This window comes from Arthrobacter terricola (assembly GCF_004354015.1).
GTDB lineage: Bacteria > Actinomycetota > Actinomycetes > Actinomycetales > Micrococcaceae > Arthrobacter > Arthrobacter terricola.
The window spans coordinates 125,796-139,980 of sequence record NZ_SMRU01000011.1; the positions used below are offsets into that span (position 1 = coordinate 125,796).

The 14,185-nt window shown below is 65.0% G+C and carries 11 protein-coding genes; 7 read left to right on the plus strand and 4 right to left on the minus strand.

Annotated features, from left to right (window positions below):
- The first annotated feature begins 109 nt into the window (after positions 1-109).
- The gene (locus E1809_RS11090) at positions 110-964 is read left to right on the plus strand and encodes a ribonuclease Z (RefSeq protein ID WP_133204288.1); all 855 of its coding nucleotides are present in this window, start codon (positions 110-112) and stop codon (positions 962-964) included.
- On the opposite strand, the gene E1809_RS11095 is transcribed toward E1809_RS11090, so the two are convergent.
- The gene (locus tag E1809_RS11095; protein ID WP_133204289.1) at positions 961-1,506 is read right to left on the minus strand and encodes a methyltransferase family protein; all 546 of its coding nucleotides are present in this window, start codon (positions 1,504-1,506) and stop codon (positions 961-963) included. The genes E1809_RS11090 and E1809_RS11095 overlap by 4 nt on opposite strands.
- Before the next feature lie 158 nt (positions 1,507-1,664).
- On the opposite strand from E1809_RS11095, the gene E1809_RS11100 reads away from it, so the two are divergent.
- The 3 genes from E1809_RS11100 (at position 1,665) to E1809_RS11110 (ending at position 6,721) form a co-directional block, all read left to right on the plus strand.
- Positions 1,665-2,729: a LacI family DNA-binding transcriptional regulator gene (locus E1809_RS11100; protein WP_133204290.1), complete on the plus strand. Its 1,065-nt coding sequence runs from the start codon at positions 1,665-1,667 to the stop codon at positions 2,727-2,729.
- A 174-nt stretch (positions 2,730-2,903) separates the two neighbouring features.
- Positions 2,904-5,006: a DUF6807 family protein gene (locus tag E1809_RS11105; RefSeq protein ID WP_133204291.1), complete on the plus strand. Its 2,103-nt coding sequence runs from the start codon at positions 2,904-2,906 to the stop codon at positions 5,004-5,006.
- Positions 5,007-5,326: 320 nt separating this feature from the next.
- Positions 5,327-6,721, plus strand: coding sequence for an MFS transporter (locus E1809_RS11110; protein WP_133204292.1), 1,395 nt, complete (start codon positions 5,327-5,329; stop codon positions 6,719-6,721).
- 428 nt (positions 6,722-7,149) lie between these two features.
- Here the strand turns inward: E1809_RS11110 and E1809_RS11115 are convergent, their stop codons facing one another.
- The 3 genes from E1809_RS11115 to E1809_RS11125 are packed head-to-tail and all read right to left on the minus strand — an operon-like array spanning position 7,150 to position 10,378.
- Positions 7,150-7,989, minus strand: coding sequence for a sugar phosphate isomerase/epimerase family protein (locus E1809_RS11115; RefSeq protein WP_133204322.1), 840 nt, complete (start codon positions 7,987-7,989; stop codon positions 7,150-7,152).
- A gap of 5 nt (positions 7,990-7,994) precedes the next feature.
- Positions 7,995-9,209 carry a dihydrodipicolinate synthase family protein gene (locus E1809_RS11120; RefSeq protein ID WP_133204293.1) on the minus strand — a complete coding sequence of 405 codons (1,215 nt, stop codon included), beginning with the start codon at positions 9,207-9,209 and terminating at the stop codon, positions 7,995-7,997.
- Positions 9,209-10,378 carry a Gfo/Idh/MocA family protein gene (locus tag E1809_RS11125; protein WP_133204294.1) on the minus strand — a complete coding sequence of 390 codons (1,170 nt, stop codon included), beginning with the start codon at positions 10,376-10,378 and terminating at the stop codon, positions 9,209-9,211. The genes E1809_RS11120 and E1809_RS11125 overlap by 1 nt, the downstream gene beginning before the upstream one ends.
- A gap of 162 nt (positions 10,379-10,540) precedes the next feature.
- Between E1809_RS11125 and E1809_RS11130 the strand changes: the two genes are divergently transcribed.
- The 3 genes from E1809_RS11130 (at position 10,541) to ggh (ending at position 14,146) form a co-directional block, all read left to right on the plus strand.
- Positions 10,541-11,119 carry a histidine phosphatase family protein gene (locus tag E1809_RS11130; RefSeq protein WP_133204323.1) on the plus strand — a complete coding sequence of 193 codons (579 nt, stop codon included), beginning with the start codon at positions 10,541-10,543 and terminating at the stop codon, positions 11,117-11,119.
- A gap of 100 nt (positions 11,120-11,219) precedes the next feature.
- Positions 11,220-12,818, plus strand: a complete 1,599-nt coding sequence (locus tag E1809_RS11135) for an AMP-binding protein (RefSeq protein WP_133204295.1) — start codon at positions 11,220-11,222, stop codon at positions 12,816-12,818.
- Positions 12,815-14,146 (plus strand): glucosylglycerate hydrolase, encoded by a 1,332-nt coding sequence (gene ggh / locus E1809_RS11140; RefSeq protein ID WP_133204296.1) that lies wholly within the window; start codon positions 12,815-12,817, stop codon positions 14,144-14,146. Before E1809_RS11135 ends, ggh begins: the two co-directional genes overlap by 4 nt.
- The last annotated feature ends 39 nt before the right edge of the window (positions 14,147-14,185 follow it).

Consider the following 14,185-nt stretch of genomic DNA (forward strand, 5'->3'; position numbering starts at 1 on the left):
CCTGCTTCAATGGGGCAGATGTACCCGCCCACCATTCCACCCTATGCCCGGTTGCGGACCCCCACAATGGGGTCTCCCGTCGTCGCGATCGAGTGGCAGACTGGACTGCATGCGCGAGTTGCTCATCCTCGGCACCGCTTCCCAGGTCCCCACGCGGACCCGCAACCACAACGGATACCTGCTGCGCCGCGACGACGGAGACTTCCTCTTCGATCCTGGAGAAGGCACGCAGCGCCAGATGCTGTTGGCGGGTGTCGACACCTCACGGATCACCCGGATCTGCCTCACGCATGTCCACGGCGACCACTGCTACGGATTGCCCGGGGTCCTGTCCCGCATGGCCCTCGACAAAGTGGAGCATCCCATCCACCTCCACTACCCCGCCTCGGGGGAAGAGACCGTGCGCGCCCTCGTGTCCATTGCCTCCCCGGGCGTGGATCTCCGCCTGCATCCGCATGGGGGCTTTGCCTATGGGGGACTCGAACACAACGGTCCTGGCCACCGGGCGGCCGAGGCTATCGCTCCGGGCCTGTATATCAGGGCGCTGGAACATCGGATCGAAACCTATGGATATCGCTGCACGGAACCGGATGGGAATGGGGGGCCGAATTCACATGCGGGACCGGATGCGAAAGGGCTGCCTCCCAGTCCAAGCTTCGCGTTCGTCATGGACACCGCCCCTTGCACAGGCGCCGAGGAACTCGCCGACGGCGCTGACCTGCTCGTGGCCGAATGCACCTTCAGCGACGACGACGCCGATCTCGCCTCGCGATTCCGCCACCTCACAGCCGGGCAAGCCGGGGAACTAGCTGGCTCCGCGAACGCCCGGACCCTCGTCCTCACCCATTTTTCCTCGCGCTACCCCGACGTCGGACCACTCGCCGAACAGGCACGCAACCGCGCACGCGATGCGGTGGTGCTCGCGGCCAACGATCTTGACCGCATTCCTTATCCGGCGCGCTAGGCCAGGTTGTCTTTCGGCTTGGCTTGCCGCCACGGTGTGAGGCGCGGCAACCAGCCGGGCACGTTTTCCTTGTACACGGTGTATTCCGCGCCGAATTTCCGGGTTAAAGCCGGCTCCTCGTAGAACCTCACGAAGACGGCCACCGGAACCACGCCAAGCGCTGCCGCCCCGAGCAACTTCGCTTGGCCCAGGAGCAAGCCCTGACCCGCGACCGCTGCAACAACCGCAAGGTAGATCGGATTGCGGACGAAGCGGTACAACCCGCCCACAACCAGATGCTTCGGCGGGGCAAACGGCGCAGGAGTACCAACGCCTTCCACGGCGAAATGGACAAACGAATTGGCGATGACTCCAGCGCCCCCCACCAGGAATACCGCACCGGCCACTTGGGCAGGCACTCCCCCGGGAACCGGCCGCCGCACCTCCCACCGGGTCAGAAGCCACGGACCAAGCACCGTCACTGCCAACGGCGCCGCTGCAAACACGGCCGTGCCAATGCCTGCGCGCCGCCTTTCGCTCCTCGAATCCACAAATCCGCTCATGGCCATGATTCTTCGCCGAGTCCCCGGCCTGGGCAAGATCCGGTGCAAAGGCTCACCGCAGGATTTCTGGCAAGCGTTTTCCCCGGCGGATATGCTGTTGTCTGAGTGAGCCTTCGCGTTTATCGGGCGGAAATGGCAAACGGACAAAGGAGTTTGGGTTGGCTGCAAGCACGCTTGCCGAAGTGGCACGCTTGGCGGGGGTGTCGCCGGCAACGGCGTCGCGTGTCCTTAATGGTTCGGCGAGGACTCCCGGGCCTGAGATCGCCGAGCGGGTCAAGGAGGCCGCGCGTTCCCTCGGCTACATTCCCAATGCCCAAGCCCAGGGGCTGGCGAGGTCAAGTTCGGGACTCATTGGCCTTGTTGTCCACGACATCGCGGACCCCTATTTTTCGACCATAGCCCGGGGCGTCCAAAGCGCGGCCCGGGAACATCAAAAAATGGTCCTGCTCGCGACCACAAGCGGCACTCCCGCCGATGAGCAAGCGGCAGTCGGAGCCTTCGCCGCCCGGCGTGCCGATTCCATTGTCATCGTGGGATCGCGTTCCACCCGGCCGCAAGATGCCAAGGACAACCAAGAGCTTGCAGCGGAACTCGACCGCTACTGCAGCAACGGCGGGAAAGTGGGCATCGTCGGCCATCCTGTGGTGGGCGCTTCCGCCGACGGCTACCACGTGGTTCCTGTTCCCAATGAAGAGCTCGCAACGGAGCTCGCCCGCGCCCTGGCCGCGGAGCACACAGCGAAATTCGTCATCATCGCAGGTCCCGACGGGCTCCTGACGTCCGATGACCGCATCCGGGGCTTCCAGCGCGGCTTGCTCGCCGCCGGCCTGCCCGAGGCCGAGGTCATCCACACCGGGTTTGACCGTGCGGGCGGGTACCAGGCCGGCCTCGAGATCGCAGGCCGGATCAAGTCAAGCCAAGATCCGGCGTCGAATCAACCCGCGGCCTGCTTGTTCGCGGTGAATGACGTGATGGCCATCGGTGCTGTTGCCGCGCTTCGCGAACAGGGCTTGAGCATCCCGCGGGACGCGGCCATCGCCGGCTTCGACGACATCGAGACACTCCGCGATTTCCGCCCGGCCCTGACCACGGTAAGCCTCCCGCTGGAAGACATCGGACGCCTCGCAACCCTCGGCAGCCTCGGCTGGTCCGAAACCGACAACGCAATGCCGGTTACCGGCGTCGTCACCCTTCGCCGCAGCACGGAGACCGTTCCCACCTAAGGCAATTTCCGCCGTCGGACACCGCTCCACGGGCAAGAACCAAGCGGCCTTTTTGAATCGTTCCATTGTTGCCGTCAAGGGGCTAGGATGGTGTGATCCACTTCATTGGAATGCGCTTACCCGCCACGATTACCAGCCGTTATCCACGAACCGCCATCCCGCAACAGGAGAGCCATGGGTACAACCGCCTCAACCAGTCCTCACCATCACCCCGGACCGGACAGGGACCCCTTCCGGGTGGCCCTGATCGGAGTGCACGGATTCGGACAACACCACCTCGACAACCTCGCCAGGCTCCAGTCCGCCGGAACCCTAAGGCTCGTTGCCGTGGCCGATCCGAATCCTCCAGCCGCCGGAACCCTGCCGGAAGAGACCGCCGTCTTCAGCACCGCGGACGATTTGTTGGCGCAATCCGAAAGCCTTGACCTCGTGATCATCGCGACGCCGATCCAGACCCACGCGCCGCTGGCACTCGCTGCGCTCCCCCACGCCGATCTCTACCTGGAAAAGCCGCCGGTCGCGTCCCTCTCCGACTTTGACCGCCTCCTGGAAGCTGCCAACGCTGCCGGCAGGAGCATCCAGGTGGGCTTTCAGAGCCTGGGCTCGCACGCCTTCAAGGCAATCGACAAACTTCGCAGCTCGGGAGAGATCGGCACGGTCATCGGCATTTCCGCCACTGGGCGCTGGGTGCGGGACCGCGCCTACTACAAGCGTTCCCGCTGGGCAGGCAAGCGGAGCCTTGACGGCGTCGACGTCGTGGATGGAGTAGCCACGAATCCCCTTGCTCACGCCATTGCCACGGCACTGCACATCGCCGGAGCCCGGACCGTGGGCGACGTCGCCTCGGTGGAAACCGATCTCTACAGGGCCAACCGGATCGAGTCGGACGACACGTCGGTCATCCGCATCCGCACGTCCGCAGGCCTTCCCATAACCTGCGCGCTCACGTTGTGCGCCACCGAGTCCGTGGAACCCTACATCACCCTGCAGGGAACAGAAGGCACAGCGGTGTTCCACTACACCGAGGACCGCCTCACGGTCAGCTCAGGCGCTGGCGTACGTCACGAATCGTTCGGCCGGGACGACCTCACCGAGAACCTCCTGGAGTATTTGCAGAACCGGGAATCCACGCAGGACAAAGGGACTGCGCTGCTGAGCGGGCTCGAGGACAGCGGCGCCTTCATGCGCGTCGTCGAAGCCATTCGGACCGCCGAACCGCCTGCCGAAATTCCCGGGAAATACCTCACTTGGGTGGGTGAAGGCGATGCGGCCCGCGCCGTAATCACGGGGATTGAGGACGCATTGGAACGCGCGACGGCGGCCCATGCCACCTTCAGCGAGCTCGCCCTGCCGTGGGCGCGTCCCGCCGCGGGCACTACCGTCCTGCCCGTCCGCAATCACGACGGCGGGACACCCGGCGGGGACCCGCGCGACAGCAACGCACTGGTTATGGTCCGCAACGGAACCGCCGTCGCGGGGCGGTTGTCCCCCCGCCCCTACCTGCATCCTGTGCGTACGCTCGCGGGCGTAGCAGTCACCGACCACCTGCCCACCGACCACCCGTGGCATCTCGGCGTCGGCATTGCCCTGCAGGACGTCAACGGCGTCAACTTCTGGGGCGGCAAGACCTACCAACGCGAATCGGGCCGCTACGAAGAACGTCCCGACCATGGCCGGATGGTGTCGATTTCCAGCGAGGCGGGCGACGGCGTCCTCGACCAGCACCTGTCGTGGCAGGCGCCCGACGGGCGCGAACTCCTCAGGGAACGCCGTCGAACACATGCCCGCACAGTGGACGGCCGCATTTGGCGGCTCGACCTCACGACTGAACTGGCCGCCGTCGTCGATGCCTCGCTTGGCGGACCCGGGCCAAATGGCGCCGTCGGCAGTGGCTATGGCGGGTTCTTTTGGCGCTTTCCGCCCTGTACAAATGCCGACGTTTTCACGGCAGAACGCCGTGGGGAAGCCGAGGTCCACGGCTCGGCAGCGCAATGGTTGGCCTGGACGGCCGACTTCCCGGACGGGCCTGCCAGCGTGGTGTTCCAAGCCCTGCCGGAAGCGGCGGATCCGTGGTTCGTCCGCCTCTCGGACTATCCGGGAGTCGGTTCGGCCATGGCATGGGACACGGCGATCGAGCTTGCGGCCGGCGAGTCCGTTGTCCGCTCCTTCAGCGCCTGGATCGTGGACGGCAAGGTCTCCCCTGGCGAAGCCGCCAGCCTGTTTTCCGCACAGGGCAGGGCGGACGGTCCGGCCGGAACGCCACCCGGCCGCAGCTAACAGCAACGCCACGCCGGAACCACTGTTTCGCCCGCGTTTTCGCGTGCGGCGATTCGTGCTGCCCGGCTCCCGAACGCACTGAAATTCCCGGGATTCTGCGCTTTCCAACCAGCTGTTGACATGTGACTGACGACACCCTACCGTTGAAGAACGACGAGCTGGAAAGCGCATTCCACAAGACTTGAGGGATTCAAAACCAGGGGCTTAGCGAACAGCCTTCCCCCGCAACCCTTTACGGCGCGAGACGCTTCGCCTTCCGCCCGGGCCGGCGACCCAACGACGGGACCGCCCCACACAGCTTTTGTCCAAAGGAGGACCACATGAAAAGCGCAACTCGAAACCAGGCGAGTTCAACCGGACCGCGCCAATCCAGCTCAACCAAAAAAGCCGCCGCCAGCGGCTGGATCGGCAGCGCCCTCGAGTACTACGACTGGTTCGTCTACGCCCAGGCCGCAGCCCTCGTCTTCCCCGGAATCTTCTTCCCGGCAGGCAATCCGACGGTCGCACTGATCGCTTCCCTCGGCACCTACGCGGTCGGCTACGTCGCCCGCCCGATCGGAGCTTTCGTCCTGGGGCAATGGGGCGACAAACACGGGCGAAAGAACGTCCTGGTCCTCGCCATGTTGATGATGGGCGCCTCGACCTTCGCAGTGGCACTTCTGCCCACTTTCAACCAGGTGGGACTATGGGCGCCGATCTTGCTGCTGGTGCTTCGCCTCATCCAAGGATTCGCCGTGGCGGGCGAGTTGAGCGGAGCGAGCGCCATGATCGTGGAACATGCCCCGTTTGGACGCCGCGGTTTCTACGCCAGTTTCGCCCTCCAGGGAACCCAAGCCGGACAAATCATTGCCGCCGCCGTCTTCATCCCGCTTTCAGCCACGCTGTCGAACGAAGCATTCAAGGCCTGGGGTTGGCGCGTACCGTTCATCCTGAGCGCAGTTGTGGTCTTCGCCGGCTACCTGATCCGGCGCCGCGTCGAAGAAACGCCGGTGTTCGAACAAGAGAAGGCCCACCACGAGATCGCCCGGACTCCTATCCTCCAGGTTCTCCGCGAGAGCTGGCTCGATGTTGTACGGGCCGTCTGCATGACACTCGTCAACGTTGTGGGCGTCACCGTATCGGTCTTCGGGGCCGCATACGCCACCCAGCCCGGCTACCACGTCGGCATGAGCACCACGGTCTACCTGTGGATCCCGGTCATCGCCAACGTGATCGCACTCGCCCTCATCCCGTGGTTCGGCAACCTGTCGGACCGCTTCGGCCGCCGGCCATTGATGATCGTCGGTTCCCTGGGCTCGGGCGTCCTGGCTTACGCCTACCTCTATGAAGTCAGCCAAAACAACGTGGCGCTCACCATCATCCTCGCCATCCTGATGTGGGGCATGCTGTACCAGGTCTGGAACGCCACGTTCGCGAGCTTCTTCCAGGAACTTTTCCCCTCCCGTACCCGCGTCACCGGCTTCGCGATCTCGCAAAACATCGGCCTGCTGATCACGGCCTTCCTGCCGAGCATCTTCGCTGCTGTGGCTCCTCCCGGGTCCGCGAACGTGCCTTTCGTCATCGGATCCATCTGCTTCGGAATCACCATCGTCGGAGCAATCGCGGCCTGGTCTGCCCGTGAGACCCACCGCATCCCGCTCAATGACCTGGGCAAGCCGGACGCAACGCCCGTCCCCCGCGAGGAGTACGAGCGGCTCAGGGCCGGCGCCCGCTAAGCCATAAGGCTTCACGACATCCATATCCCCGGAAGGTCCGGGTCCGGTCACGCATCGGACCCGGACCTTCCGCCATGTCAGAACCGTTCCATCCACATCCCTGCGCATATGCGTTCGTTCCCCGATCCAGCCGGAGCAGATACCGAGTACCGCCGTCGCCATGCGGCGGTCCGGCCGGAAATGTTCCGGGCACGCATGGCCGTCACCGAGCCGGCTAACGGACACACGGCAAAGCCTGGAGCAATCCGGGCCCTGGGCGTCACGCCGTGCAGGTTTTTGGCCGCTCGGGTGGACAGAAAGCCCGGAAATCCGGGGACAAGCTGCCAGTGACGGGCCAAAAAGGTGCGTGGCGTGGCACGCACACCTGCTCAGGCAACTAAAAAGCGGTGCCCGCCCGTGAAGGCAGGCACCGCGTGAATACAGATGTCTCAGGAGAACGGCAGCACGAGGTCCGCGTAGCGTTGCTTCATGGTTTCCAGCACGGCATGGCCGTCGGCGTCCCAAATGTCCTGGTTGAAGATTTCCACTTCGATGTCGCCCGTGTAGCCGGCATCCCTGACCCAGGTACCGATCGTCGCGAAGTCGATAACGCCGTCGCCCATCATTCCGCGGGAAAGGAGGGCGTCGGCGGCGATGGGGAGGTTGAAATCACAGACCTGGTAGGAGGCGATCCTGCGTTCACGGCCGGCGCGCTCGATCTGCTCTTTGAGTTCCGGATCCCACCAGACGTGGAAGGTGTCGACGGCGACACCCACCGCGGACGGGGCGTACGGGGCTGCGAGATCGAGCGCCTGGCCGAGGGTTGAGATGAGCGCCCGGTCCGCAGCGTACATGGGGTGCAGCGGCTCGAGGACCAGGCGGACGCCGTGCTCGACTGCGAAAGGAACCAGGTCCTCCAGCCGCTCGGAAACGCGCCGACGCGCCGCGACGACGTCCTTCTCCCCCGGCGCCAGCCCGCCGACCACCAGGAATAATTCCTGCGTCCCGAGGGCGACTGCTTCAAGGATGGCCGCACGGTTGTCGGCCAAGGCGGCCGCCAGTCCTTCCGGATCTGCTGCGGTGAGGAAGCCTCCGCGGCACAGCGAGGAAACGCGCAGCCCCGCGTCTTTGATCAGCCTTGCGGCCTTGTCCAGGCCGGCGTCGGCGACGATGTCCCGCCACGGCCCGATGGCCGGGATACCGGCGCGGACACAACCGTCGACGGCCTCGGCGAGTGTCCATTTCTTCGTGGTGGCGCTATTCAGCGCGAGCCGCGAGAAGTCCGGCAACGTGTTCATGCGTTCACTCCGTTGATACGCAGGTAATCGGACATGCGGAACGCGGCGAGGGCGGGATCCCGGAGGAGGCCTGCCTGGTCGGCGAGTTCGAAGGTGCGGGCAAGGTGCACCACGGAGCGGCCGGAGTGCAGTCCGCCGACCATCTGGAAACCGGGTTGCTGGCCGTTGAGCCAGGACAGGAACGCGATCCCGGTTTTGTAGTAGAACGTCGGGGCGCTGAAGATGTGCTTTCCGAGCTCCCGGGTGGAATCGAGGATCGCACGCGCCTGGGCGGGTTCGCCGGCGTCGTACTTCTGCAAGGCCACCGAAGCTGCCGGGTAGATCGCGGCGAAGATGCCCAGGAGCGCGTCGGAGTGGCGCGTCCCGTCGCCGTCGATGAGCTCGGGGTAGTTGAAATCATCTCCGGTATAGAGTCGCACGCCGTCCGGGAGAGCAGCCCTCAGGGCGGTTTCATGGGATGCGTCCAGCAGCGAGACTTTCACGCCGTCGACCTTGCCGGCGTGTGCACGGATGAGGGAAAGGAACGTCGCGGTGGCTTCGGCGATGTCGTCGGATCCCCAGTACCCTGCCAGGGCGGGATCGAACATGGTGCCGAGCCAGTGCAGGATGACCGGCTGTTCCGCTTCGGCAAGGAGCGTGGAGTAGACGTGCAGGTAGTCCTCGGGACCCCTCGCGACCCGCGCGAGGGCGCGCGAAGCCATGAGGATGACCTTCGGCCCGGCTTCGGCGACCACGGCCATTTGCTCCCGGTACGCTTCCAGGACGGTTTTCAGTCCGGCGGTGCCTTCCGGAAGGGTGGCGAGGTCCAGTTGGTCCGTGCCGGCACCGCAGGAGACAAGGTCCTGGACGGTCTTGCCCGCAGTGGAGGGGTTCCCGGCGGCCACGACGGACGCGGCCTCGGCCCCGGTCCGTTTGATGAGCTGCTGGGTCGCTGCCCAGTCCAGGCCCATGCCCCGCTGGGCAGTGTCCATGGCATCGGCGACGCCAAGCCCGTAGGACCACAGCTCATGCCGGTAGCCCAGCGTGGCGTCCCAGTCCAAACGCGCCGGGGCGCCGGGAGTGTTGTCCGCCGTCGTCTCCGGAATGACGTGGGCGGCCGCGTAGGCGCGCCGGGACGTCAACGGTGCCGTCGGCTTCGCCCACGAGCGGGACGCTGAGAGAGTGTAGACGCGCGTGCCGCCGTCGTGATTCGGGAGTATCAGCGAGGTCATCAGAGCACGATCTCCGGGATGTCGATGGTGCGGCGTTCGTCATTGGATTGGAGGCCGAGTTCGGCCAACTGCACGCCCCGGGCCGCCGAAAGCAGTCCGAAACGGTGCTCGCGCCCGGCAACAACGTCGCGCAGGAACTCCTCCCACTGCAGCTTGAAACCGTTGTCCAGATCGGCGTTCGCAGGAACGTCCTGCCATTGGTCACGGAAGGATTCCGTAACCGGAAGGTCCGGGTTCCAAACCGGTTTCGGGGTATGCGCACGCTGCTGCGCAACACACTTGTTCAATCCCGCCACGGCCGAACCGTGCGTGCCGTCCACCTGGAACTCAACAAGCTCGTCGCGGTACACCCGCACCGCCCACGAGGAGTTGATCTGGCCAACCACCTCATCCCCGCCCGGAGTCTCGAGTTCGAAAATTCCGTAGGACGCATCATCCGCGGTTGCCGCGTATTCCTTGCCTTGCTCATCCCAGCGGACCGGGATGTGCGTGGCGGTCTTCGCGTTGACGCTCTTGACCTTCCCGATGATGCCTTCCAGGACGTAATTCCAGTGGCAGAACATGTCCGTGGTCATGCCGCCGCCGTCTTCCTTGCGGTAGTTCCACGACGGACGCTGCGCCGCCTGGACATCACCCTCGAACACCCAGTACCCGAACTCGCCACGGATCGACAGGATCCGGCCAAAGAACCCCTCGTCCACGAGACGGCGAAGTTTCACCAGGCCCGGCAGGTACAACTTGTCATGCACCACGCCCGCGGTAACCCCGGCTTCCTTGCCAATCCGGGCCAACTCGATCGCTTCCTCAAGCGTCTCCGCCGTGGGCTTTTCGGTGAACACATGCTTCCCGGCACGCATGGCCTTCTTCAACGTCGCCGCGCGCAAGCTCGTCATGGAGGCATCAAACACGACATCAACAGTGGGATCGTTGATCACAGCATCAAGGTCCGTGGTCCATTCGGAAACCTTGTGCAGTTCCGCCAGCTCCCGGATCTTCGCCTCGTTCCGGCCGACCAGAATAGGCTCCACCTGAACGCGGGTCCCGTCCTCCAGAACGAATCCGCCGGCATCCCGGATCGGCAAGATCGACCGCAGCAAATGCTGCCGGTAACCCATCCGCCCGGTAATGCCGTTCATCGCAATACGAATCGTCCTTGTTTCGAAGCCCATGAGTCCTCCACGGTGAGTGAGCAATGGTTGGTTTATAGAGTGGGAAAGCGCATTCCCAATGCATCAATGATGCACCAGGTTACGTCTGCTGGCAAGCGCATTCCCGCCGCCCAAGGCCACCGGTTTCACGAGTTCGACCACGGCCAAGGCAGAATGGAAGACATGACCCTTACGACGTTTGCCCTCGTTCGCCATGGCCAGACCGACTGGAACGCGGAACGCCGCCTGCAGGGCAGCACCGATATTCCCTTGAACGACATCGGGCGGAGCCAGGCCCGCGAAGTCATTGCAGTCCTGTCCAAGTACGAATGGGACGTGATCGTCTCCTCGCCGCTCGGCCGGGCCGCGGAAACCGCGGACATCATTGCAACCGGGCTCGGGCAAACCGTCGACCGCCGGATCCCCGAACTCACCGAACGGGCCTTTGGACCAGCGGAAGGCTTGCAGGACGGCCCCGACCTGGACGCCCTGCGCATTCCCGGCGGCTTCCGGGGCGCCGAAAGCGAAGAAGATGCCGGGTTCCGCGGGTTGGCTGCCTTGGAAGCCCTCGCGTCCGAATTCAGCGGCCAGCGCATCCTGGTGATCGCCCACGGCACCCTCTTGCGGGCGAGCCTCGACCGCGCCGTCGGCCTGGACTTGCCAAGCATCGAGAACGCCGCCTTCAACCTCGCGCACTACGATTCGGCGGAGGGCTGGCAGCTCGAGTACTTCAACGGCGAACGGGTCATGACCACCGTCTAGGGGCAATCGCCGCTTCGGCGAACCCTTGTTCCTTCCCCGGGCAGCCGGTGTAATGGACGCACGACGGCGAGATCCGCCGTCGTGCGCTGAAGGAGCCGCCATGTTCGCCAGCCCGTTCCCGGATGTCATGATCCCTGAGGCCACGCTGTACGAATACCTTTTCGACAGCCTCGGCAACGCCGAACAGGACCGGGTCGCCCTCGTGGACGGAACCACGGGAGCTGAAACGAGCTACGGAGAGCTCGTCGCGCACATCGACGCCGTCGCAGGATGGCTCGCGGCGCACGACGCCGGACCAGGCACCACGATCGGCCTGTATTGCCCCAATGTCCCCGCATTCGCCGTCGCGTTCCACGCGATCCTGCGCGCCGGCGCGGTTGTGACCACCGTCAATACCCTGTACACCGCCGAAGAACTCAGCGGGCAACTCGCCGATGCCGGGGCCTCGTGGATTTTCACCCTCTCACCGCTGCTGGGGAAGGCCGAGCCCGCGGCTTCCGCGGCAGGAATCCCGCCGGGGCGGCTCGTGGTGCTCGACGGCGGCACGGAAGGAGCCGCCGTCGGGCATCCTTCCCTGGCCGATGCGCTCGGCGCGGGCCTCCCGGCACCTGACATAAAGATCGATCCGCACGCCCCCGCGGTCATCCCCTATTCCTCAGGCACCAGCGGCACGCCCAAGGGCGTCATGCTAAGCCAGTACAACCTGGTGGCGAACGTCGCGCAGTCCAGCGCCCTCTTCCGTGTGGCACCCGACGATGTAGTGCTCGCCGTCCTGCCCTTCTTCCATATGTACGGTCTGACGGTGCTGCTCAATATCGCCCTCGGCGAGCGGGCCCGACTCGTCACCATGCCGAAGTTCGACCTCGCCGAATTTCTCCGCATCACACAGGACCATCACTGCACGTACCTCTTCATCGCTCCGCCCATCGCCGTCGCACTCGCGAAGCATCCGATCGTCGACCACTACGACCTCTCCTCCGTCCGCACCGTACTCTCGGGAGCCGCACCGCTCGACGGTGAGCTGGGGCACGCTGTTGAGAGCCGGCTCGGATGCGTCGTGCGCCAGGGATACGGCATGACTGAGCTGAGCCCGGTCTCCCATGCCATCCCGCGCAGCGGCGCCGAGCACGTCCCGCTCGACTCGGTCGGCTACACCGTGCCAAACACGGAGTGCAAACTCCTCGACATCACAAGCGAGGCAGAAATCCCGCTCCCGGACGACGGGGAAAGTGAGCGTGGGCAGCTCCTGGTGCGCGGCCCGCAGGTCATGCTCGGCTACCTCAACCGGCCGGACGCCACCGCCGCCACGATCGACCCCGATGGCTTCCTCCGCACCGGCGACGTCGCGACCGTGACCGCGGACGGCGTCGTGAGGATTGTGGACCGGCTCAAGGAGCTCATCAAACACAAGGGCTACCAAATCGCCCCTGCCGAACTTGAGGCCCTCTTGCTCTCCCATCCCGGGATAGCAGACGCGGCGGTGATCGGCGTTCCAGCGGACGACGGCGATGAGGTGCCGAAGGCTTTCGTCGTCCGGCAGGCAGGGGCCCAATTAGGCGACGAGGACGTCATGGCGTTTGTGGCCGAGCACGCGGCGCCCTTCAAGCGCGTGCGTTTCGTCGAATTCGTCGATGCCGTTCCCAAATCGGCGTCAGGGAAAATCCTCCGCCGCGAATTGCGTGCAAGGAACAACGGATGACGTGCACCCGACAGGCGAGTGACGAACAAATCCGCCAGGCCGCCGTCAAGGTTTTGCGGCTCAACGATCTGGGGACGATGACCACTGCCGCACCGAACCTCTATCCCCACATGTGGAGTTGGGATGCCGCTTTCGTCACCATCGGCCTGTCACGCGTGAGCGTACCCCGCGCGATCCAGGAATTGCGCACCCTGCTCAGCGCCCAGTGGTCAACCGGCATGATTCCCCACATCGTCTTCAGCGACAATGCCACCGGATACTTTCCCGGGCCGGAACGCTGGGGCACCGATTCCGTCGCCGCGCGCCCGGCGGGTGTGCGGACGAGCGGGATCTGCCAGCCACCTGTCCATGCCATCGCACTGCGCCATGTCGTGGACCGGGGCCGGGAAAACGGGGGCAGCGACCAGTCCGCCGCTGAGGCCTTCCTGGAAGAATCTTTTGAACAGTGGATGGCCTGGCACCGTTGGCTGGTTGACGCCCGGGATCCGGACGGGACAGGACTGATCGAGATCCACCATGGCTGGGAATCCGGTTTCGACAACTCCCCGCGCTGGGATGCAGCCTACGGCCGCGTGCGCCCGGGACGTGTCGAGCCGTTCACGCGTCGTGACACGCTCCATGTTGCCGACGCCGCCCAGAGACCGGACGACGCCGAATATACGAAATACCTATGGCTGGTCCAGCAAATGGAATCCGTGGGCTATGACGACAAACTCGTTCCGGGCCTTGTGGATTTCCGGGTCCGTGACGTGTTCTTTTCCGCGATCCTCGCCGCGTCCAGCGATGGGTTGGCCGGACTCGCCGAGGAGATCGGCCACTCCACGGAAGCGGCCGAGCTGCGCCGCATTGCCTCCCGTTTTCAGAACGGGGTGGCTGCCACCGTAGATCCAGTCACCGGCCTGGCCCGGGATTACGATGTCCGGGCCGGCGAGTGGATTTCCACCCGGACAGTATCCGGCTTCGCTCCACTGATTTCCGGCGGAGAAAAGGCCCTGCTTGAAGCCCAGCGGGACTTGCTGCGGGGTCCGGAATGGATGGGATACCGAGGCCTGGCTTTCGCATTGCCGCCTTCAACCTCACCGGGCAGTCCGGCATTCAAGCCCCGCACCTATTGGCGCGGGCCCGTCTGGCCTTTCCTCAATCTCCTCCTGGGCTGGGCGAGTCGACGAAACGGCCAGGAGGAGCTCTGCGGTGAGCTGAGGGAAGCCTCCCTGTGCCAGTTGTCGGATCTCGCGTTCGGCGAATACTACGAGCCGTTCACCGGCGAACCCCTGGGAAGCCTCGCGCAGTCCTGGACCGCTGCCGCGGCACTCGAATGGCTGGCGTAGTGAGTTTGATCACAGTCTTGGCGCGCATCCCTCGGGAGC

What these genes read in the sequence shown, in the direction of transcription:
- E1809_RS11130 (WP_133204323.1), top strand. Translation starts at nt 10,541, where the DNA reads ATGACCCTTACGACGTTTGCCCTCGTTCGCCATGGCCAGACCGACTGG.
- E1809_RS11095 (WP_133204289.1), bottom strand. Translation starts at nt 1,506, where the DNA reads ATGAGCGGATTTGTGGATTCGAGGAGCGAAAGGCGGCGCGCAGGCATT.
- E1809_RS11110 (WP_133204292.1), top strand. Translation starts at nt 5,327, where the DNA reads ATGAAAAGCGCAACTCGAAACCAGGCGAGTTCAACCGGACCGCGCCAA.
- E1809_RS11135 (WP_133204295.1), top strand. Translation starts at nt 11,220, where the DNA reads ATGTTCGCCAGCCCGTTCCCGGATGTCATGATCCCTGAGGCCACGCTG.
- E1809_RS11125 (WP_133204294.1), bottom strand. Translation starts at nt 10,378, where the DNA reads ATGGGCTTCGAAACAAGGACGATTCGTATTGCGATGAACGGCATTACC.
- E1809_RS11120 (WP_133204293.1), bottom strand. Translation starts at nt 9,209, where the DNA reads ATGACCTCGCTGATACTCCCGAATCACGACGGCGGCACGCGCGTCTAC.
- E1809_RS11105 (WP_133204291.1), top strand. Translation starts at nt 2,904, where the DNA reads ATGGGTACAACCGCCTCAACCAGTCCTCACCATCACCCCGGACCGGAC.
- ggh (WP_133204296.1), top strand. Translation starts at nt 12,815, where the DNA reads ATGACGTGCACCCGACAGGCGAGTGACGAACAAATCCGCCAGGCCGCC.
- E1809_RS11090 (WP_133204288.1), top strand. Translation starts at nt 110, where the DNA reads ATGCGCGAGTTGCTCATCCTCGGCACCGCTTCCCAGGTCCCCACGCGG.